General features: G+C 54.0%; 19 protein-coding genes. 1 reads left to right on the top strand and 18 read right to left on the bottom strand.

What is annotated here, in order from left to right:
• Nucleotides 1-6: 6 nt before the first annotated feature.
• Complete coding sequence (locus HPS55_RS06735) at nucleotides 7-1,059, bottom strand: acyltransferase family protein (RefSeq protein ID WP_172176932.1); 1,053 nt, start codon at nucleotides 1,057-1,059, stop codon at nucleotides 7-9.
• Between the two features lie 223 nt (nucleotides 1,060-1,282).
• On the opposite strand from HPS55_RS06735, the gene HPS55_RS06730 reads away from it, so the two are divergent.
• Nucleotides 1,283-3,046 carry a 1-deoxy-D-xylulose-5-phosphate synthase gene (locus HPS55_RS06730; RefSeq protein ID WP_172176930.1) on the top strand — a complete coding sequence of 588 codons (1,764 nt, stop codon included), beginning with the start codon at nucleotides 1,283-1,285 and terminating at the stop codon, nucleotides 3,044-3,046.
• Nucleotides 3,047-3,620: 574 nt separating this feature from the next.
• Here the strand turns inward: HPS55_RS06730 and HPS55_RS06725 are convergent.
• From HPS55_RS06725 to HPS55_RS06645, 17 genes are all read right to left on the bottom strand, one after another.
• Nucleotides 3,621-4,454 carry a DNA adenine methylase gene (locus HPS55_RS06725; RefSeq protein WP_172324852.1) on the bottom strand — a complete coding sequence of 278 codons (834 nt, stop codon included), beginning with the start codon at nucleotides 4,452-4,454 and terminating at the stop codon, nucleotides 3,621-3,623.
• A gap of 356 nt (nucleotides 4,455-4,810) precedes the next feature.
• The gene (locus tag HPS55_RS06720; protein WP_172324849.1) at nucleotides 4,811-6,142 is read right to left on the bottom strand and encodes a hypothetical protein; all 1,332 of its coding nucleotides are present in this window, start codon (nucleotides 6,140-6,142) and stop codon (nucleotides 4,811-4,813) included.
• A gap of 10 nt (nucleotides 6,143-6,152) precedes the next feature.
• Nucleotides 6,153-6,659, bottom strand: a complete 507-nt coding sequence (locus tag HPS55_RS06715) for a hypothetical protein (protein ID WP_172324847.1) — start codon at nucleotides 6,657-6,659, stop codon at nucleotides 6,153-6,155.
• Nucleotides 6,656-7,531 (bottom strand): hypothetical protein, encoded by an 876-nt coding sequence (locus HPS55_RS06710; protein ID WP_172324845.1) that lies wholly within the window; start codon nucleotides 7,529-7,531, stop codon nucleotides 6,656-6,658. Before HPS55_RS06710 ends, HPS55_RS06715 begins: the two co-directional genes overlap by 4 nt.
• 11 nt (nucleotides 7,532-7,542) lie before the next feature.
• A complete protein-coding gene (locus tag HPS55_RS06705) occupies nucleotides 7,543-7,911 on the bottom strand; it encodes a hypothetical protein (protein ID WP_172324843.1) in 369 nt (122 codons plus the stop codon).
• Nucleotides 7,912-7,946: 35 nt separating this feature from the next.
• Nucleotides 7,947-9,347 carry a reverse transcriptase/maturase family protein gene (locus tag HPS55_RS06700; protein WP_172324841.1) on the bottom strand — a complete coding sequence of 467 codons (1,401 nt, stop codon included), beginning with the start codon at nucleotides 9,345-9,347 and terminating at the stop codon, nucleotides 7,947-7,949.
• 421 nt (nucleotides 9,348-9,768) lie between these two features.
• On the bottom strand, nucleotides 9,769-11,271 hold the full coding sequence (locus HPS55_RS06695; protein WP_253947654.1) for a hypothetical protein: 1,503 nt from the start codon (nucleotides 11,269-11,271) through the stop codon (nucleotides 9,769-9,771).
• A gap of 16 nt (nucleotides 11,272-11,287) precedes the next feature.
• The gene (locus tag HPS55_RS06690) at nucleotides 11,288-12,841 is read right to left on the bottom strand and encodes a hypothetical protein (protein WP_172324839.1); all 1,554 of its coding nucleotides are present in this window, start codon (nucleotides 12,839-12,841) and stop codon (nucleotides 11,288-11,290) included.
• Nucleotides 12,841-13,500 carry a hypothetical protein gene (locus tag HPS55_RS06685; RefSeq protein ID WP_172324837.1) on the bottom strand — a complete coding sequence of 220 codons (660 nt, stop codon included), beginning with the start codon at nucleotides 13,498-13,500 and terminating at the stop codon, nucleotides 12,841-12,843. Before HPS55_RS06685 ends, HPS55_RS06690 begins: the two co-directional genes overlap by 1 nt.
• On the bottom strand, nucleotides 13,500-14,021 hold the full coding sequence (locus HPS55_RS06680; protein ID WP_172324835.1) for a hypothetical protein: 522 nt from the start codon (nucleotides 14,019-14,021) through the stop codon (nucleotides 13,500-13,502). The genes HPS55_RS06685 and HPS55_RS06680 overlap by 1 nt, the downstream gene beginning before the upstream one ends.
• Complete coding sequence (locus HPS55_RS06675) at nucleotides 14,022-14,303, bottom strand: hypothetical protein (protein ID WP_172324833.1); 282 nt, start codon at nucleotides 14,301-14,303, stop codon at nucleotides 14,022-14,024. It lies immediately after the preceding gene.
• A gap of 4 nt (nucleotides 14,304-14,307) precedes the next feature.
• Nucleotides 14,308-14,916 carry a hypothetical protein gene (locus HPS55_RS06670; protein ID WP_253947653.1) on the bottom strand — a complete coding sequence of 203 codons (609 nt, stop codon included), beginning with the start codon at nucleotides 14,914-14,916 and terminating at the stop codon, nucleotides 14,308-14,310.
• Nucleotides 14,916-15,869: a hypothetical protein gene (locus HPS55_RS06665; RefSeq protein ID WP_172324831.1), complete on the bottom strand. Its 954-nt coding sequence runs from the start codon at nucleotides 15,867-15,869 to the stop codon at nucleotides 14,916-14,918. The genes HPS55_RS06670 and HPS55_RS06665 overlap by 1 nt, the downstream gene beginning before the upstream one ends.
• A gap of 21 nt (nucleotides 15,870-15,890) precedes the next feature.
• Nucleotides 15,891-16,502, bottom strand: coding sequence for a DUF6046 domain-containing protein (locus HPS55_RS06660; RefSeq protein ID WP_172324829.1), 612 nt, complete (start codon nucleotides 16,500-16,502; stop codon nucleotides 15,891-15,893).
• Between the two features lies 1 nt (nucleotide 16,503).
• Nucleotides 16,504-18,669 carry a phage tail tape measure protein gene (locus HPS55_RS06655; protein WP_172324827.1) on the bottom strand — a complete coding sequence of 722 codons (2,166 nt, stop codon included), beginning with the start codon at nucleotides 18,667-18,669 and terminating at the stop codon, nucleotides 16,504-16,506.
• Nucleotides 18,670-18,687: 18 nt separating this feature from the next.
• A complete protein-coding gene (locus HPS55_RS06650; RefSeq protein ID WP_172324825.1) occupies nucleotides 18,688-18,879 on the bottom strand; it encodes a hypothetical protein in 192 nt (63 codons plus the stop codon).
• Between the two features lie 29 nt (nucleotides 18,880-18,908).
• A complete protein-coding gene (locus tag HPS55_RS06645) occupies nucleotides 18,909-19,259 on the bottom strand; it encodes a hypothetical protein (protein WP_172324823.1) in 351 nt (116 codons plus the stop codon).
• Nucleotides 19,260-19,331: the final 72 nt, after the last annotated feature.

The following is a 19,331-nucleotide window of genomic DNA, read 5'->3' as shown; positions in this document are numbered from 1 at the left end:
TCATGTTCAGAACTTTCTTATCAGTGGGGCGGTAAGCGTCTTCGCTTTTTCGTATAAACGTGTCATTTGCATCACCATCCGTTGTTGTAAGGTTCCGAACAGCAGATAGTAAGTCTTGTCTATGACGGTGGCAGCCAGCATTATAGTGGCGGCATCGGCAACAATAAGCAATGAAAGCATCATGCTTCCACTATTATCGCTGATGTGGTATATGTGCTTGTCCAACAATGCTATTGCTCCTCCCATAAGATAAATCGGGAATACGCTTTTGGCCATGTAGTTGATTGTTCCTGACTTGATGTTCAGTGACTTGAACATATAGAAAATGCCGATGGCTTCAAGCATTATCAATGGGGAAGAATCGCCCGATAGATAATCCCTTAAACCACTGAACCGTGCGGGAAGCAAACTGACACTGAAGCGGAACAGAAAAAGAAATCCCATAGGCGTCAGCATCATCTTGGCAGCTGTCGCTGTCGATGGGCCGTCGGGATGGTATCGGCGCAGATATCTTCCGGTCAGATACAGAGTGACGATCCAGGCGATGCACTTGCCGTGCCAAAAGACTACGCTGCCGTTTGGTGCGTGAGTCAGTGTTGGTATTAAGCCGATGGCTATTATGAGTGTCGCGAGCAATTTCCTTATACTGTCCCTGTCGCCTTTATCCACAGATTCGTTGAGCCATGGCGCAATGAACATCAGTACGAAGTAGCATCCAATGAACCAGTTCTTGTAGCACAGAATGCCCCATGCCGACATCAGTATACTTTTGATATCACCGCCCGAAAGACAGGCTGCGGTGAGCATCGAATAGACTATGGAGACAATGAGGAGATTGAAAAATTTGCCGATGTCTCTTTTTATCCCGAACCATCCCGACAGCAGTACGAAGCATGTCACTCCTGTGTTGCCTATGATATTTACGAGTGATTCTATCTGTATGTTCATAAACGACATGTCGGGATGATTGTGTATCGGCCCTATGATGTGCATTGTCTGGATGAGGAATATCGAGAACAATCTCAGTAATTCGAAATTTGAAAATCTTTCTGTTCGCATGATATTATATTTAACGTAAGGCGGAGTGATTAATTGCGTGTGAGGCAAAATAAGACACACAAACCGTAATAGTGGTATCTTTTTCCTTGTTTTGGTTATGCGGAAAAAGGTGTGGATAATGTAATTTTGCATCGTCAAAGCCTGTTTGCCCGGACTGCGGTATGGCAGGAATGTATTTTCATAATTCGAATCGATACAAACAAAATACAACATAAACATACATATGAAGTACATAAACAAAATCCAGTCTCCGGCCGACGTGAAACGTCTCGCGCTGGAGGAGATGAACGAACTGGCAGTGGAGATGCGCACGTTGCTCATCGAGAAACTCAGCCGCCATGGCGGCCACTGTGGTCCCAATCTCGGCATGGTCGAGGCCACCATTGCCATGCACTATGTGTTTGACTCGCCTGAGGACAAGATTGTGTTCGATGTGTCACACCAGAGTTATGCCCACAAGATGCTTACAGGACGCGCCGGAGCGTTTCTCAGCGAAGAGCGTTACGACGATGTGTCGGGATATACCGAGCCGTCGGAGAGCGAGCACGACAATTTCGTCATCGGGCATACGTCTACATCGGTGAGTCTTGCCGGCGGACTGGCAAAGGGGCGTGACCTTGTGGGCGGAAAGCACAATGTGATTGCCGTTATAGGCGACGGCTCGTTGAGCGGCGGCGAGGCTCTTGAGGGACTTGACTGGGCGGCCGAACTGGGCACCAACTTCATCATCGTGGTCAACGACAACCAGATGTCCATAGCCGAGAACCATGGCGGCCTGTACGGCAATCTTGAAGAGCTGCGCCACAGCGGCGGAACCTGCGCCAACAATCTGTTCCGGGCCATGGGCCTTGACTACATATACGTTGACAAGGGCAACGACATACCGTCGCTCATAGAGGCGTTCGTGAAAGTGAAGGATATCGACCATCCGATAGTGGTGCATATCAACACGCTGAAGGGTAAGGGCTACGCGCCGGCCGAAGCCGACAAGGAGCGTTGGCACTGGAGTGGGCCGTTCGACATTGCTACGGGCGAGCTGAAACATGTGTCCGCCGCCGAGAACTATGACGAACTGACGGCCACCCATCTGCTGAAGCTGATGAAGAACGACCCTGCCGTCTGTGCCATTACTGCCGGAACGCCCGGAATATGGGCATGGACACCAGAGCGTCGCAATGAGGCCGGCCCGCAATTTGTCGATGTCGGTATTGCCGAGGAACACGCCGTGGCTCTTGCCTCCGGCATAGCCAAAGCCGGAGGCAAGCCGGTGTTCGGTGTGTGCAGCTCGTTCGTGCAGCGTGCTTACGACCAAGTGTCGCAGGACCTGTGTATCAATGACAGTCCGGCCACGATACTCGTTCTGTGGGGTTCGCTTTCGACTATGACCGATGTCACTCATCTTTGCCATTTCGATATACCTCTGCTCTCCAACATTCCCAATCTTGTATATCTCGCCCCGACCAACCGTGAGGAATATCTCGCCATGCTCGACTGGAGTATCGGCTATAGGGAGCATCCCGTGGCCATACGTGTGCCGGTGGGACTTACCGTTCCGGCCCGTCGCCCCGTGCCCACGGATTACTCGTGCCTAAACCGTTACGAGGTGGTGAGCCGCGGAAAGGATGTGGCCGTGCTCGCTCTCGGCAATTTCTTCACGCTCGGTGAGAAAGTCTGCGCCGTGCTGAGGGAAAAGGGTATCGATGCTACGCTCGTCAATCCGCGTTACATCACCGGTGTCGACACCGCGCTCATGGAAAGTCTGAAGAGCGACCATCGTGTTGTGGTGACTCTTGAGGACGGTGCCGTTGAAGGCGGTTTCGGTGAGAAGATTGCCCGCCATTTCGGCAGCTCCGACATGAAGGTGCTCTGCTACGGTGCCCGCAAGGAGTTTGTCGACCGTTACGTGCTTGCCGATTTCCTTGTCGCCAACCGCTTGCGCGAGGATTTGGTTGCGGAGGATGTGATGAAGACAATCGGTCAGATGTAATCCGCTTTTCTAAAAATTGGGGCCGCAGAGCCTCTGATTCCCGCCACAATTCTGTTTGGAATGATTACCCGATTTTGAAATTACGACCAACCGTTTGAACAGCACCCAAAAAGTCATAAAAAACTTTTTGGGTGCATTATGTACAGAGGCTCATAACTTTGAAGAACCGCCCGAATCTCTTTGTATGAATATATTTCTATTGTAGTATTTCGATATGTATAATCGCGAAAACGAAACGAGCAGCATTTTGAAAACGAAACGAGCAAAAACTCTCTTTTTTTCGCTTCCTTTTTTCTCTCAAAAAAAACGGCTTTTCTTTCCAATGTTTGGAGAATTGGAAAGAATTTGAACGACATAAAAACGCTGATTAAAGACCTTTTGAAAGGCTTTTAACCAGCGTTTATTTTATTCTGCCGTTTGGCTTTTCGTCCCAGCTTTCGGCTCCAGCTTTCCGCCTCATTTCACGCAGCGCATTTTAAGCCTTTGTCGCACTCTTTTCTTTCTCTGCCCCACAACTTACCAGCAAAACATTTCAAAGCGTTTGTCGGCCATTTCTGTGGCCTTTCTGGGCGTTTTATGCTGATACTTTCGCAATCATAATGTCTTTGTAGCTGTTAAAGTCGTTCACTCTGCTGTTTTGCTCCCAAAGTTCTGCACCTTTCAGCAGCTCTGCATTTGGAAAGTTTGTATTTATCCACTTGCAAAGGTCGATTATTTGGGACTTTCCAGACGTGAAAAAGACATATTTTGTGCCTTTCAGCATGTTTAACACGTCTAAATAGTCTTTCAGCTGCCAATATGTGTCGCTTTTGTACGCTGTTACTTCTGTCTGCAAATAAGGCGGGTCGAGAATAAACAGCACATTTTCCTGGTCTTTGAACTCTGCGAACAATTCCCTATAATCTTGATGCCGAATTTCCAGCCCGTCGAAATAACCTGCTGCATCGTAATGTGTGTTTACAGCTCTGTTATAGAACGTCTGCTTTGCAAACTGTTCGTAACTTGTTGCCCAATTACCAGAAAACAGCAGCGACGCAGAAAGCGTGATATAATCGACTGCTCCTGTTTGCTCATACTTTCGCATGAGCTTTAAGCACTCCTGCTTTATGTCGTCAGGTATTCGCTTGTTATCTTCCACACCTTTGACAAGCGGCGCAATTTCGGCGCAGAGCGCATTTGTGCGGTCTATCATTTCCACGCGCTTGTTAAAGTGGTCGAAGTCGTTGTAAATTACGCGGGCATTTGGCAGTTTGTCTTTTGCCACGCGTGAAAGCAGGCCAGAGCCGCCGAAAAGGTCGACGACTGTTGTAATGTCTTCGCACTGCTCCAGAACAGAGCTAAACCGCTTAATGTAGTAGCGTTTCTGCCCTCTAAACGGCAGCGGTGATGTCTTAAATACTTTTTTCATTCATAATATACTGATTTTATCCATGTTTGCTTGCGCAGTTTGCCAAAAATGACTAATTTTGCAGCATGTTATTTGGGCTTCGGTCTATTGCTCGTCCCTGGAATGTGGGGACTGTCCGAGCAACTTGCTGCGCCTAACCCTGAAACACAGGCTTGGCCTTAATAGGGTTCAGTCCGCATCGTTTAACGTCGTCCCTTTGCACTTGGAATTACCCGCGTGGAGCTAAAGGCTTCCGAAAATTTGGTGATTTCATTAAAAAAGACCTTGAAAAAACAGGAATTTGAGCACGGCACACATTGAGTTACGACCGCAGGGACTTGATAGTGAGGATTTCTCCCCACTATCTTTTTTTGTCCCTATTCGACCGAAAACGTGCGTATATAAACGTGCTTATATCTATCGTGCTGTGGCGTAAAGATACCACCAGACGAGCCAGCATACACCTTTTTGGGCGCGACTCGCAGCTTAAAGCGCGCCAGTTCGCCGCCTGCGTCTTTTCCCCACTTGTCGTTGAGCTTCGCCACCTGGACGGCCATGTTTATGTAGCCGCTACGCTTAAAGTTTTTGCCCGTTTCTGTCTTGGTCAGGTACTTGCGGACACCTGCCAGCTTATAGACAAGGCCGCCGTTCTTGTTCGGCTGCTTCTGCTTTACCAGCAGGCCAGCTATGGAGCTGACCTCCCTGTCTATGAGGTTAGCGTCGACGTTCTTGTCTCTTACGTCCACACATTTGGGTACATACCATTTACCAGGTTCGCCCTTTGACAATATGACACCCTTAAAGTGGACATATTGCAGCTTCTTTTGCCGTCTCTGCCTCTTTCCTTTGTTCTGGGTGTAGGACTTGTCCCCGCCTGTTCTGCGCCAGCCGCTGCGCTTCTTTTTGCGCAGTAAGATGATTTTTGCATCTACGGGAAGCACGCCATGACGCACATACAGAGTGCTGCCCACGCTCTTGACCTCTATGTGCATACTGTCGGAAATGACAGACCAGCCCGACCACTTTTTCGTGGCCGCGTTATATGCTCTGTAATACTCTGCGCCCTCTGTCGTGGTCAGTACCTGTTCCACCACACCGCTGCCGACACATTTAACTGTGAGGCAGTAGTTCTTAAAGCCCAGAACGGCCACGCTGTCTATGCAGTTCACCACGCAGGCATTTTTCAGGCCGTTTATTTGCGCCTGTGTCGCGTTTGTGAGCGTCAGGCGGTCGAGCTTGCTTGCCAGGGTGTCCGAAAGGTATTGCAGGACTATGGACGGCATATTATTGACCTTTTCGGCCAGCGTGGAGTTTGAGGTCAGCTTCACAAAGTCGCCTATTTTGTAGGTCTCCACGTTGTCGGCAGTGGACTGCGACGCGGAGAACTTGGCCGTGCGCACCGTGCGGGCTTCCTTGTATGTTTCGCCGTCTGCCAGGATGTCGGTCTTCTTGGTGGTAACTAACACGTATTTTATAGACGTTGTTAGCTTCGGGGTGGCTGCTATGTGCAGCACCTCGCCGTTAAGAGCCAGGAGCCCCGTGTTGGTGCCGTCAGGCTCTCTTATAATGACCTTACCGCCGCAAATGGCGACTATTTCTTGCAGCAGTAAAATTTGCTGCTGTATAAATTCCAGCGTTTGGGTAGAAAGCGGGTATTTACCCTCGCCGCCCGTCGCTGTCTTCACTGTTGTATAAGATGCTGTTTGCATAATTTTTGTTTTAACTATTCGCCACGTAAATGGCGCGTTTACTGATTAACTTGTATTTATCTACCAGGGCGGCCACCGCTGGGAGGTTCGTCTGGTATATGGAATAAGGCACGCTTACTATAAAGCTGTTTTGCGTGGCGTTCAGCAGTGCCTCGTTATAGACCAACGGCACCTTTTGGCCGCCCGCCACCTCTGCGGCGTTGCTGTCTTCGCCGACGGTCAGCAAAATGCCCGTGCCGTTCTCTGTAATGGCGTAGAGCCAGTCGCCCCGCCTCTCCACCTCCAGAATATCAAAGCCGCCGCCGAAAGCGTCATTTAAGACCGCCCGCAAATAGCACACCTGGCCGTTATGGTTCAGCTTGTAGTTATGTTCTTCGCGTGCGTCGGTAAAGCTCTGATACGTCGTATCGCCCAGCACCACCGCGCCAGCGTGCAACATGCCGTAAATGACAGGCTGTCGCAGGAACGTGGGCAGCAGGTTGATAAATAACCGCCTAAAATCTATTTTGTAAATCATTCGGCTGTCGGGTTATTTAATGCGTCGTAGGAGTTGTAAGTGATGTTAAGTCTGTCTATGGCATAATAGCCGCTGTAAGGCTTGTCGTAGCCCACCACGTCCATAAATGCGGCAGCGTTGGCCGTCTTCACGCGCACACGCTCCACGTCGGCCACTTCCACGCCAGGCACGGCAGTAACGGCAGCCAGCAGGTCGCTTTTGCGAAAGACACCGTTAAACGGCAGGTTGGTAATGACAGCTTTAACCGCCTCGACCACGGGTTCCTTGCCGTCGTTGGTCGTTCCGTTGCTGTCCATGGCCGTAGGGTCGTAATACACCACCATGCTGATTTGTATCTTGTCCGCGTCCTCGTTTACCAGCTTAATGGCCACACCTGCGTCCTTTACGGTGTTCATGTAGCTGGTGAGGCTGGCAAACTGCGACGGGTTCAGCTTTGTGGGCTGTCCTTTGTCGTCGCGGGCGGCCACTTTCAGATACACCACTGTGTTACTCTCTGATGCCACGGCGTATTTTACCACCCTGGCAGCGTCGATGTCCGTTTCACTCATGGCGGCAGTGTCGTAGTAGTCTGCGTCTGGCACCAGCTGGCGGCCATACATAAACGCCTTGGCCTTGCGCACGTACCAGCGGAGCGTGTGAGGCTCCAGCTGCTCGATTTTCGTTTCCACTTCCTCGCGGTGCTTGTCGAAAAGCACCTCCAGCGTCCAGACAGCGAAAGCAAAGCAGTAAAACAGTATGTTTTCAATGCTTACGCTGCTGAACTGCTGGTCAAAGGTTTTCTTAGGGTTCAGGCCGTATGCTGATACAACGGCACGCTCCTGGCAGAACGTGGCCGTCATAGCGTCTTTTATTTCTTTTACTGTGCGTGCCATTGTGCAGGGGTTTAGATGTTACGTGCCAAAAGTTCGTCCACGGCCTTTTTTGCCATGCGTCTGTTTTCGTGGAAAATGGCCAGCTCCTCGGCGTGTTCGTTGCTGTCCTCGCCGTTGGCCAGCAGGGCGATTTGGTCGTCCGTGGTGTACTCGGTACCGATAAGGCCAGCAATAAACTTGCTGCGCTTGTTTTCCTCGGTTACGTCCGTGGCCTCTATGAGCGTGGAGCCGTCGGGGCGGTTGCCTGTGTAGGTGTAGCCCTTAACGGTGTCGCCGTTCTCGTTGGTCTGTTCCGCTTCCTGCTCATTGAGGAAAAGCAGGAAATGCTTGTCGTCATACTTTGCATAGTTCTGACGCTGGGGGTTAAATGCTGTGTTCATTTTTATGAGTTGTTAAATGGTTGTTAAATGTCTTTTTAATGGCTCGCTGGTACAGGTTCCTGGCCGACCGCTTGCTGCGGCTCGTTCCATTCCTCCAGCTTGTAAAATGCGCGGTCTTTTCTGTCGCCGCACGGCTGCCGTACTATCTGGCACTGCACAGGCTCTGACAAGTCCAGGTCGGCCATGTCTTCGGCCAGCGTCTTGGAGCCTGTAAAGGTGATGTGCTTAACCCAGCCCATGACGGGCTGGTCGTGTTCGTCGATCTGCGGCTGGCCTTTGTCGTCGCGCAGCTGCTCATATAGTTCATATTGGAACTTTAGACAGTCGCCCGAGTTCATCTTTGACGGCGTAAGCTCATAGCGCAGCAGGTGGAGTTCCCGCCCCGTTATTTTGTCGATGTGGAGCTTGTCGCCCACCATTTGCCCGTGGTTGCCTGGGGTCTTTCTAACTTCATGTAATTTTTTCACGCCTAAAATGTTTATTAAATGTTTACTGTCTGCATGTACTATAAAGCCCAGCCTTGATGCTACGCGCAGCCTGATTTCTTCGCCTGTCAGCCCTTTGTGGCGCAACTTGGCCACTATCTTACACAGAGCCTTTTTGTTGCGTTTGCGGGCAAGGCAGTAGTTATGCCTTACGACATAGCCCACATAGTCAATGCCTCTCGCCTCGACGGGGAAAATCTGATAATTTGGCTTTAGCTCCAGCCGTCGGTGTTCTGCCAGGTACTGCACCATTTTGGTGTGTATGCCGTGCAAAAACTCTTTGCTGTCCGAAAGTATGACTATATCGTCCGCGTAGCGGTAGTAATACTTTACGCCCCACTGCTCCTTGGCTATGTGGTCAAGTTCCGCCAGATACAGATTTGCAAAGTATTGGCTTATGTAGTTGCCAATGGGCACACCGTCCGCACTGTCGATGATGTCGTCCAGCAGCCAAAGGAGGTCGGGGTCTTTTATACGTTCCCGCACTACCTGCTTCAGTATGCTGTGCGTTATTGACGGGTAAAACTTGCGGATGTCTATCTTGTAGCAGTATTTCGTGCCCTCTGGGTCGTTCCGCAAGTCTTTACGCAGCTGCACCAGCAAAGAGTGCACGCCGCGCCCCTTTATACAGGCGTATGTGTCGCTGGTGAAAATAGGTGTCCATATAGACACCAGCACTTGCATTATAGCCCACTGCACCACACGGTCGCGGTAAGGCAGCTTAAAAATTACGCGCTCTTTCGGCTCATGTTTGATAAAGCAAGTATATTCGGACGTGTGGTAGGTTTTATTTACCAGCTCTGCCCGTAGTTCTGCCAGGTTCTGCTCCAGATTGGCGCGGAACTGTGCCACCTCCTGGCGGCTGCCTTTGCCTGTTCCTGCGTTGGCCTCTGCCATGCGCAGGTTATCCAGGTCGCAAACCTTGTCAAATAAATAGCCTATGCGTTTCATTCATTATAATGCTGTGCATGTTTTTAGTCTGCTTTGCATACTCGGGAGCTTTCGATGCTTGCGCCCTACTAACACCCTTTTTACGTTGTTGTTTTTTGCCATGGGGCATGGCTCACCTCATAATAGCTTATTTCCTTTTTTCTTCTTTATGCAAAATTGAGCGGCGCGGAGTAGTTCGCATTCGCATTCGTAGCCGTGTTATTCGTATTCGTGTACGACGCGCCTGCATTCGTACCATTGTTCGCGTTACCGCCAGCAGCACGGACACGGAGACCTACCACGCAGAGAGGTGCCGCCAGCTGCCAAACGTGGCAGCCCGTTTATGTTGCAGAACTAAAATTTTTCACCCGCCTGACGGCGGGGTTGGTCGCTTTCGCCCTCGCCCCGCCGTTTGGCTTTTTCCATGCTTTCAAAGTTCGCTTTATCCTATTTTCTGACTTTCGGGGATGACAGGGTCTTCCTCAAAATAGCAGAGCGGCGCGGAGTAGCGCGCATACGCACTCGCAGCCGTGCAAGCCGTATCCGAGTACGACGCGCCCGCAGCCGCACCATTGCTCGCGTGACCGCCAGCAGCACGGACACGGAGACCCTTAGAGGTCTTGGCATTCGTGTATAAATAGTCGGCAAAACGAATGGTCGCACTGCCTCCTACCTCTGTGGGCATACAGCACAAACCCTGATAACTCTTGCGCTTGATGTACCCCTCTACCTGCGGGCACTCGGCCACAAGGATTTTATCCTCTACCGTGGCGGGGTCATAGTCCGCGTACATGCTTGGGGTTACATAGACCAGCGACTTCTCCTCGCCTGCGTCCATGATAAGGCCGCGTGTCCACCTCCAGAGGTGGCCAAAGCCAGCATGTACCAGGCCAAAGAATACAGGCACGTTAAATGTCTTGTATGCTTCGCCCTCTGTTCCCTCTGTCTGCGGCAGGCTGAAAGGTACCAGGCAAACGCCGTCGCCTGCCTCCAGGCCGACGCTGGTAGGGATGAGCGGGTAATAGCCATTATAGCCGCCCCAGTCTTGCATGTCGGTTACGCCCGTGCCAAAGCCGCCCTGATACAGGCCGTTCTCGTCCTTGTCGGCGTTAAATGCTGCTTGGCTGTTCTCGGTTCCCATGATGACCTCAAAGAGGAACTCAACGACGAAACGGGCTACAAACCAATTAGCCTCCCAGCCCTGCCCACGCTTGCGGGCAAAGTTGCCAAAGTTGGTCGTGCTTATGTTGGTGGCCGCCATGCCCAGCATGGTAATTTGCGGGCTGTCTGCGGCTGGTGCCTTTGCGTAGCTGGCAGGGTTAAGAGCTGCGCCACCGCCGCCACGGTACTGCTCTGCGTCTGAAATGAGGCTGCACAGCTTCTGGTTTGTTCTGTCCATGACACCAGCACCCAGCCACGAAATACCGCCAGCGGGTACCCAGATGCTCACGCCGTTGCCCACGGGTTTGTCGAATGTTACGGCCTTGATAAGGTTGTTGCCCTCTTTCCAGATGTTGGCGTAAAAACCGTTCCAGTACCACATGCACTGCCCCTGCGTGCCGTCCAGGGCGGCAGGTGTGCCGTCAGCATAACGGGTGCTATCGAATGGGTCGAGCTTGCGTCTCTTGCGGTCGTCTGTTACCAGATAACGCCCCAGCCCCAATTTTTCGGGCAGCTGGCGCAAAGCGTCCAGGCTGCCGTAGTAGCCTGCTGCCGTGCTGGTGTTGTTAGCCTCGTTCCAGTAGCGGCCAGCTATGGGGTTTCCTGCCTGTTCTATGGCCTTGGCCAGCTCCATGCGGCGCGTTTCGCCCGTCTCGTCCATTACCTCGACGCTCATGTCTTTAAGCGCGCCTGTCGCTTCGGGCAGGTCGTTAATGCGCTTACCGTTCTGAAATGCAGTCAGCATGTCTTTGATGCCCTGCTCCTGTTCTGATGTAAAAGCCATTTTACTGATGTTTTATTTATGTTAAACGTATGTTTCCTTGTGCGTCCAGGCGCATGGTGCTGCCCGCAGTTCTGATGCGTGGGGCTACCGTTTCCACCTGGATAGTCTTATAAAAGCGTGTGCCGTCTGTCGGTATGACATGCACCCTGCTGGTGCCTGCCGCTTTCGGCACGATTTCACCGTCTGGCAGCACGTCCACCGCTCTGCCGTCTGACAGGTAAAGGACATTTTGCAGGGCAGATGTCGGCAGAACTCTGCCGCGCACATACTGCTTCACGGGGTTGCCCATGGTAACAGTGGCGGGGCTTTCCACCTCCATGCCCGTAGGCACGCCAGCGGTTACATGCTGCGCCCGTTCTATGAGTGCCTCAAGTATGGCGCGCTGCTGCTCTGTTGCCTGCGTGGCGGCCTCTGCACGCTGCGCCGCCGCTATGGCTGCCGCTGTGGCCGTGTCTGCGTCCTGCTTTGCTTTCCTGGCTGCTGCGGCTGCTGTGTCCGCGTCGGCCTTTGCCTTGTTGGCCGCTGCCGTGGCTGTGTCGGCGGCTTTCTTTGCCTCGGTGGCTGCCGTTGCTGCTGCCTCTGCACGTTCCGCAATGCTGCGCCCGTCGTTTGTTACCTGTTCGAGGGTGCTTATGGCGGTGCGGGCTTCATGTGCTGCCGTCCTCGCCTCCTGGGCGTTTGATGTCGCGTCCCCAGCAGCTGACCGTGCGGCCTGTGCTGCCGCGTCTGCCTCCCGCTTGGCCGTGCTGGCTGCGTCGGTGGCCGTCTGTGCCTGCCGTGTGGCTGTGGCCGCCTCCTGCGCTGCTGTTGCTGCGGCGTTCTGTGCGGTGGCCGCACGTTGTGCCGCTTCGTCTGCCCGCTGTTTGGCTGCCTGGGCTTCTGCTGCCGCGTCGGTGGCTGCCTTGACAGCTGCCGCCGTGCGCTGTTCTGCCGCCTCTACGGCCTTGCGCGCCTCGTCGGTGGTGCTGTTCATGGTGGCGACCAGCTCCGCGCTTTCACTCCCGAATTTTCCCACAAGCCCCTCCAGCTCGGTGGCCGACTTTTCGATGCGCGCCACCTGCTCGCTGGCTTTCGTGTCATACTCGGCCATGGCCTTGTCGTAGCGGTCGGCAGCTTCCTGGGCTGGCCGTTGCAGCTGCTCGATTTGTTCGGGCGTGAAGTCGTCGTAAGTAAAGGCGTTGCCACGGGTGTAGTCAGCTACCAGCGCACTGCCCTGCTTGTCGGTGCTGCTCGGCTTATCCCATAAGAGGATGTGCAGGTCAGCAGGGTAAAAGACGTTTTGCACGCCGCCCTCAAAGGCTGGGTTATCCAGCTGCAAATGCAGTTCATGGTGCAGCTCACCCTCGCAGAGGTTGTGCGCCTTGAAAAAGACCAGCAGGTCGCCGCCCTCTGGCGTGCAGTTGGTGTAAACGCCGCCCTGCCTGCTGGCGACGTACTCACGCCCGTGCTGTGTCCAATAGCGGAGCGTGAAGTCTATGTCGGTAGGCAGTGGCACCGCTTTGCCTGTGATGTCCACAAAGGACTCACGCAGCACAAAGTCGCTTTTATAGTTCTGGTATTGTGTAGCCATTATGTCAGTCTTATATTTCCGTTTGCGTCCAGGCGCATGGTGCCTGATGATGTGGTGCGTATGCGCGGCGGCACCACGGCTATGGTCAGCTGCTTGTAAACAGTCGATTTATAGACCGAGGCAGCGTTCACCACGGTGGTGCCTGCTGCTGTCGGCGTGATGATGCCGTCGGGAGTTATCATTAAGGCGCGGTTGTCTGCGATGAAAAGCACGCCGCCCTCACCATAGCCAGGCACGGCACGCGCTTTAATTTGCGGGTGCACACCCTCGGCCAGCGTTACCTCCGTCGGGCAGTAGTCTATTACCACCTGTTTGGGGGCGGGCTTGGTGCTTGCCTCTGCTTGCAGGGTGGCCGTCAGTTCTTCCACCAGCAGACGGGTAGCTTCAGCACGCTGGGCTGCCACTGTTGCAGCTGTGGCCGCTTCGTCAGCACCTGCCAGACGTTTGTCGATGTCCTGCGTAATTTCGGGCACGTTGGTGTTGAGAAAGAGCTGCAAAGCCGTGCGAATGTCGCCGCAGGTGTCTATTAGGTCGGCAAAGAGCGCGCCCACCATGTGGGGCGTTACGGCCTTGTTTGCCACTGCGTCGCGGATAGCTGCCGCCCGTTCCTGGAGCGTCAGCCTGTCAAAGTCTTTGAGCGTGATGTTTGTAATTTCCATTATGCGAAACTGTCGTTAAATTCATTACTAAATATGCTTGTTACAGCCTGGCCGCTCTTGTTCGGTGGCGGCTCATTGCTTGCGGCGGCTTTCTTGGCCTCGTTCAGTACGTCGTTTAATACGTTCTCCTCGGGTTCTGCCGCCACTCCCATGGCTTTAGGCTGCTGTGTCGTTACGCCGCTGTCGTACATGGTGCCTATGGTCGTAATGATGCCAGGGCGCACAAGCGGCGGCGGTGGTAAGATGTTCGGCGCGTGGATAGAGCGCACACGCAGCAGCAGTGCCCGCTCGTCTGTGCTCGGTATCTCGGTAGCAGGACAGATGCCACGCGCCGCCACCAGCTCCGCCGTGCGGCTGTCCACGATGTCGCCCAGGTCATACTCAAGCTCCTGGCCGTCCGTCAGGCGGTCGGTAATGCTCAACCCGTTGCGCTCTGACAGGGCGAACACGCCCTCGGCACTGCCCAGCACCTGGATGGCCACGTCAAAAAGGCTCTGCCTGTCTTTTACCGTTACTTTCATTTACTCTATTGTTAAGGTTCCGTCCTCGTTCAGTCTGACCGTTTCGGCGGCCACCTTACAGGCTCGGAGCATTTTTTTTGTTTCCTGCGGCCAGAACGGGTCGACACAGCCGCCCAACTGCTGGCGCACCTCGGCACCCAGCAGCGGAAATTCTTTGAACTCGCCGCGCATGGCCAGCAGCACGCTTTCACAGACCTGCGCCTCGCAGCCTGTAATTTCGGCCTGTTTGCCCCTGCCGATAAGCAGGTCGCCCGTGTTGGTGTCTGTTATTAGTCCGTTCATTGCCTTAATGCTTTACTTTGTCGTCCTCATAGTCGCTGCGCTGGGATAAGGCCAGCTGCTGACCCGCCCACGATGATACGGCACCCTTGAGGGCTGCGCCACCGTCCTGCGGTGCTGGCACCCATGAGGAAAAGACCGTTTTAAGGTTGTTAATGTCCTTTTCTATTGTGTTCAGGTGGCTGGTCAGGTCGGCCACGTTGATAAGGCCGCCCAGCTTGCCGCCGTTGAAAGCTGCCGAGCTGTCGTCGATGTCCAGCGTTATGCTGTCTTTCACGTTCAGGCTGATGCCGCCCTCTGTTATGGTCAGCTTTGTGCCGTCGTTGATGTTCACCTCGATGCTTTCCACGTCCTCGGTCAGCACCACCACGCCAGCGGAATAGCCCGACAGCATGGCCACAGCCACATAGCTGCCGACGCGGGGGAAAAGCACCACGCCCAGCTTCGCCGCCTGGTTGGCTTGCAGGTTCACGCCCAGCACAGGCGCGTCCTCGTTGATAGGCTCCACGTCCACCGTGCGGGCTTCCGTGTCCACAGCGGACACAGTGCCCACCATGATGCTGGCACTTTCTCCCTCGGTGGCAAGCTGCCGTATTATGTGTTTTAGTCCGCTCATTATTTCGCTACTCTTAGGCCGAGCGTTATTTCCTGACGATAGCCGCCCGTGCCGTACTTTATTACGTTTTTCTTTACTTGATATACGCCCATTTTGTTGCCGTCTATCTTTATGCCGATAGCGTCCAGCTTATCGACCAGACGGTAGCCGAATGTGGTAAAGCTGCCTGTAAGGCCGTCCACCTTTAGGCGTTTTATTTCCTGCTCTGCCCATGCCTTTAGCTCGCTTTCCGTCTTGTTGTACGTATGGATCGTCCGCTTCTCGCCGTCCTTGTCGCCCACCTCCACTTTTATTTTTTTGTTGTCGGGCATGATGCTGACGGCTTTAATGCACAGGCGTATGTTTGCAGCCAGCTGCTGCTCGAGGCTGCTGTCGCTTATGATGTTCACCCCCGTGGCAAACACCTGGCTGGGCTGTGTGTCGCGCTCGAAAAGCACCCCGCAGTAAAGTACGGGCGTGCCGTCCTCATAGCGGTAAAAGCTGCGGATGCCACTGTCTTGGAGCCTGCCCAACAGGGCGGCCACCGTGTCGTCCGTAACGCGGAACTGCCCCAGGTTCTGCTCACCGAACACCTTAACATTTTCGAGCCCCTGGTCTTTCAGCAGCGTTCCCAGGTTCACGTTTTTATATGCCTTTTTGGTGCAGGCCATTTGTTTGAGCTTAAACATTTCGTCCTCGCAGGTCAGCACTATGGGCGTTTTAATGCCCACGCTGCGCACATACCCAGCAAAGGCCAGCTCCATGTCCTCGCCGTAGCCCGTCCACACCTTGATGCTGTCGCCGCGCTTCACAGGGATTTGCGCCTCACCGTCCCACTTTATGCGTTTCGGTAAGGTTACTTTGCACTCGTCCGTGAGCTTCTCGGTGTCCCTGGTGATTTCCACCGAAGACACGAAAGGCACCTGCCACGACTTGTCGCCCTGTATCTCTATTTTTGCGCTTAATACGTACATTTAACAGGCATTTAATAGGTGTTAATACTCGGTGCTGTAAACATTATATTCCGTATCTGACAGAGCCGACAGCGTAATGGGCTGGTAGTTGCTTTCCGTGGCCTGCGCCACTGCAAAGTCGGTTATTACCAGCCTGTCTATGTCGAAAATCTCCAGAAAGGCAGAATTTACCAGGATGGGCTCGTTCAGGTCAAAGAACGCCCGCAGCTCCTTGATGCCCTCGGTGGGGTACTCGTCCACAAATACGCCGTCCTTTACGGCCTGCACGCCCACGGCAATTTTAACGGTGTAGTCGTCTGCGTTCACATACTCTTTTACCGTGCCGTCCATGCCCACCAGCTGGGTGGTTACTATGTTCTTTTTTCGGCTTACTGACACGACCGCGTCGTTCATCTCCAGCTGTTCGCCGTTCTCCTTGCGGAAATAGAGCGTACAGAGCGCGTAACGGTCAGCCCAGAAAGACGGGTCGGTCATGGGTGCCGCTATCTCCTTGGCCTGCATGGTCGCGCCGTTGTTGTCCCAATTTGGTGGGGCGGCGGTACGGGCAGGCTTAAAGCGGTACAGCGCGCCCTTGAGCTGATGCGCTGCGCCTATGGCTGCGACGCTTACAAAGTTGAAATTAAGCGGTAACATATTATGCTAATTGCGTGTCGTTAAGCGCGGAAAGCAAAACCTCGGTTACAGTCTCTTTAACCCTTTCCGCGCTTTCGGTTAAAGTGGCCGTGTGCACCTCGAACTTATCCACCAGCCGCTCGATATTCACAGTTATGTTTCTTATCTTGTCGGCACCTGTGCTGCCCGCGCTCTTGGTGCTGGTCTTGCCGCCCGTTACGTCGGTGGCTCCAGCTGTCGGGCTTTGTATGGTCGGCACCTGCGGCGTTTCTGGGATGCCTGGTATGGCCGCCTGTGTCGGCTTCTGCTCCTTTTTCTTTTTGACCTCCTGCTCCTTTGCGCTGGCGGCCATTTCCTCGTCGTAGGCCGTCTTAAAGGCGGAGCCTATCTGCTTGCCGTAGTCCGAAAAGCCCGCCTTTAACTTGTTCAGGGCTGCACTGATGCCCGCCCCGTCCAGATGAAAGCACGCTTTCAGCAGGTCGCCTATGGCTCCAAACACCTGTTTGGCCAGCTCTGCGATGCCTGTAAACATGGCCTTAAATGATGCCCACGTTCCCTTCAGGACAGCGCGGAACTTGGCCGACGTGTTCCAGAAGTACACACCCACAGCCACCAGCGCGGCTATGGCCGCAGCTATCCAGCCGATGATGGGTATGTTCATAATGGCCACGCTTACGGCACGGCAGGCAGTAACTGCCGCCATTTTGAACGCGCCGAAAGCCGTAGAGGCTATGCCCGCAAAAGTGGTCGATGCGGTGCCCGTCGTAACCAATGACAGCAGGAACGCGCCCAGGGCTTTAAGCCCCTCAAAGATGCCCACCGTGGCAAAGCGCAGCACTGCCAGCGTGGCGCGGGTGATGTTTATCATAAACCCGTTGCTGACAAACTGACCCGTCACAAGCTCCCTGTTCATTAAGGCAGCCTGTATGCGGGCGGCGTACATGTAGCCGCGAATGTTGCCCCACATGTTCGCCCACTGTATGCCCTTTATCCAGGTCATAAGACTGCCCAGACCTGAAAACAGGGGCATGAGCTGCGCCACAGGCACCAGAACGGAAGACAGGGCACCCGCCCACATGGTCGCGCCGCCCGTAGCCTGGAAAAGGCTAATTTTCACGTCCTCGATTTGCTGGTTTATGCGCGCCTGCTTTTCGGCGTAGCTGTCCATGATAATGGCCGCCTGTTCCTCCGCGCTGCTGGTGCCCGTTACCTGCTCGGTAAAGGCTGCCAGCTGGTCGGTGCCCTGCACCAGGGCGCGGGCGGCGTTGGCGTTCTCCATGCCGAACAGCTTGCTAAATAGCGCGCTGTCATTAAGCACGGGCTTGAGCATTTCCAGGCGTTCCTTCAGGGTCTTGTTCTTGTCGCCTAAAGCCAGCACGTCGATGCCCGCAGCCTCCAGCTCCTCGCGGGTGTCTTTCGGCAAAAATCTGCCTTGCGACAGTATAGCCATGGTGTTGCGCAGAGCCACACCGCCCTCACTGCCTTTTTTGCCCGCTTTGTCCAGCACCTGGATGGCCGCGTTCGTTTCTTCAAAGCTGACGTTGGCAGCCTTGGCGGCCATACCGCACTGCTCCAGGGCGGCCTTGATTGCGGGCAGCTCAGCACTACCAGCCTGACCAGCGGCGGCCATGGTGTTCATCATGTCGGCCATGGTCTTGCTGGCTGCTATGGGGTCGTCCAGGCTTACGCCGTATTGGTTCATGGCGGTGGTCAGCACCTGCGCGGCGGCCACGCCGTCGCCGCCCATAAGTTTGCTTGTTATCTGTATGCTGTTGCCCATGGCTTGCAGAGCTTCGGGGCATTTGCCCAGCTCTGGGGTCAGCTGCGACAGCAGCAGTTTGTAGCCCTCCACGGCCACGGACGCGTCCGTGCCAAAGGCTTTTGCACTCTGGCGGGCGTAGCCCTCTATTTCTTTGAGCGAGTCGCCTGTAACACCTGCCACAGCTGAAAGGTCGTGCATTTGGCTGTCCAGCTTTACGCCGCTGCTTGCCAGCCCCTCAAAGGTGCTCGCCAGGCGTTCCACGTAGCCGCTGGCCAGCTCAAAGGCCGCCATTTTCTGCGCCATGCTCACGACCCAGCCCTGCGCGTTCTCCACCTTTGCGGAAAACTCGCCGACCGCCTCGTTCATTTGCGACATTTTGGAAGTAAAGTCGCCGTTTACGTTAAACTGATAATTAAACGCCTGCATGGTTGCTGTGTTACTTGTTTATTTGTCTTTTGGTGTAAAAAGTGCGGCTATCATTTCGGCCTGCCGTTTCAGCCTCCAATTTTCCAGCCATACGGCCTGCGCATAATATGCTGCGAAGTCCTCGGCACTCCCAGCGGTCGGGTCGATGTGCAGGTTTGACCTGATGAGGGCGCAGGCTTTCAGAAAGCCGTCCTCGGGTTTGTCCTCCACGTCGTCCTGTGCGTTGAGCTGGTGCGCCTCTACAAGTTTTTTAGGCTTGCAGATACAGAGGCAAACGCCACATTGAGCTGCCCCATACATGCAGTAAAGAGCACAGCGTCATGGCGCAGGTCTTCACTGCCGCCCAACCAGCAACCGTCGAAGAGCGTCTGCGCGCTTCGCATTTCGTCTGATTTTGCCAGCTTATTGACCGCCGCCATGGTCTCCATGCTCGGACGTTTGAAATAGCCCACATGCAGGTCGCCGTCGTCCTCTACGTCGATGCGCGTAACCTTTCTGTGCTGGGCTTTCCACTTGTTAATGGTTTCCTGTGTTACACCTCCGTCGTAGGTGTGCTTTTCTGCCTGTGCAGCCTTGGTGTCTGTATTCATTTTAATGGGTCTTTAATGGGTTTTTAATGTGTCTTAAAACTGCTTTACGTTGGCGGTGGGTCGGCACTATGG

It is taken from the genome of Xylanibacter rodentium (assembly GCF_013166575.1).
Taxonomy (GTDB): Bacteria; Bacteroidota; Bacteroidia; order Bacteroidales; family Bacteroidaceae; genus Prevotella; species Prevotella rodentium.
This window is presented reverse-complemented; position numbering and strand designations above follow the sequence as displayed.

Bases quoted from the DNA above. Each gene is read 5' to 3' on its own strand.
- HPS55_RS06735 (WP_172176932.1), bottom strand. From the start codon at position 1,059: ATGCGAACAGAAAGATTTTCAAATTTCGAATTACTGAGATTGTTCTCG.
- HPS55_RS06730 (WP_172176930.1), top strand. From the start codon at position 1,283: ATGAAGTACATAAACAAAATCCAGTCTCCGGCCGACGTGAAACGTCTC.
- HPS55_RS06725 (WP_172324852.1), bottom strand. From the start codon at position 4,454: ATGAAAAAAGTATTTAAGACATCACCGCTGCCGTTTAGAGGGCAGAAA.
- HPS55_RS06720 (WP_172324849.1), bottom strand. From the start codon at position 6,142: ATGCAAACAGCATCTTATACAACAGTGAAGACAGCGACGGGCGGCGAG.
- HPS55_RS06715 (WP_172324847.1), bottom strand. From the start codon at position 6,659: ATGATTTACAAAATAGATTTTAGGCGGTTATTTATCAACCTGCTGCCC.
- HPS55_RS06710 (WP_172324845.1), bottom strand. From the start codon at position 7,531: ATGGCACGCACAGTAAAAGAAATAAAAGACGCTATGACGGCCACGTTC.
- HPS55_RS06705 (WP_172324843.1), bottom strand. From the start codon at position 7,911: ATGAACACAGCATTTAACCCCCAGCGTCAGAACTATGCAAAGTATGAC.
- HPS55_RS06700 (WP_172324841.1), bottom strand. From the start codon at position 9,347: ATGAAACGCATAGGCTATTTATTTGACAAGGTTTGCGACCTGGATAAC.
- HPS55_RS06695 (WP_253947654.1), bottom strand. From the start codon at position 11,271: ATGGCTTTTACATCAGAACAGGAGCAGGGCATCAAAGACATGCTGACT.
- HPS55_RS06690 (WP_172324839.1), bottom strand. From the start codon at position 12,841: ATGGCTACACAATACCAGAACTATAAAAGCGACTTTGTGCTGCGTGAG.
- HPS55_RS06685 (WP_172324837.1), bottom strand. From the start codon at position 13,500: ATGGAAATTACAAACATCACGCTCAAAGACTTTGACAGGCTGACGCTC.
- HPS55_RS06680 (WP_172324835.1), bottom strand. From the start codon at position 14,021: ATGAAAGTAACGGTAAAAGACAGGCAGAGCCTTTTTGACGTGGCCATC.
- HPS55_RS06675 (WP_172324833.1), bottom strand. From the start codon at position 14,303: ATGAACGGACTAATAACAGACACCAACACGGGCGACCTGCTTATCGGC.
- HPS55_RS06670 (WP_253947653.1), bottom strand. From the start codon at position 14,916: ATGAGCGGACTAAAACACATAATACGGCAGCTTGCCACCGAGGGAGAA.
- HPS55_RS06665 (WP_172324831.1), bottom strand. From the start codon at position 15,869: ATGTACGTATTAAGCGCAAAAATAGAGATACAGGGCGACAAGTCGTGG.
- HPS55_RS06660 (WP_172324829.1), bottom strand. From the start codon at position 16,502: ATGTTACCGCTTAATTTCAACTTTGTAAGCGTCGCAGCCATAGGCGCA.
- HPS55_RS06655 (WP_172324827.1), bottom strand. From the start codon at position 18,669: ATGCAGGCGTTTAATTATCAGTTTAACGTAAACGGCGACTTTACTTCC.
- HPS55_RS06645 (WP_172324823.1), bottom strand. From the start codon at position 19,259: ATGAATACAGACACCAAGGCTGCACAGGCAGAAAAGCACACCTACGAC.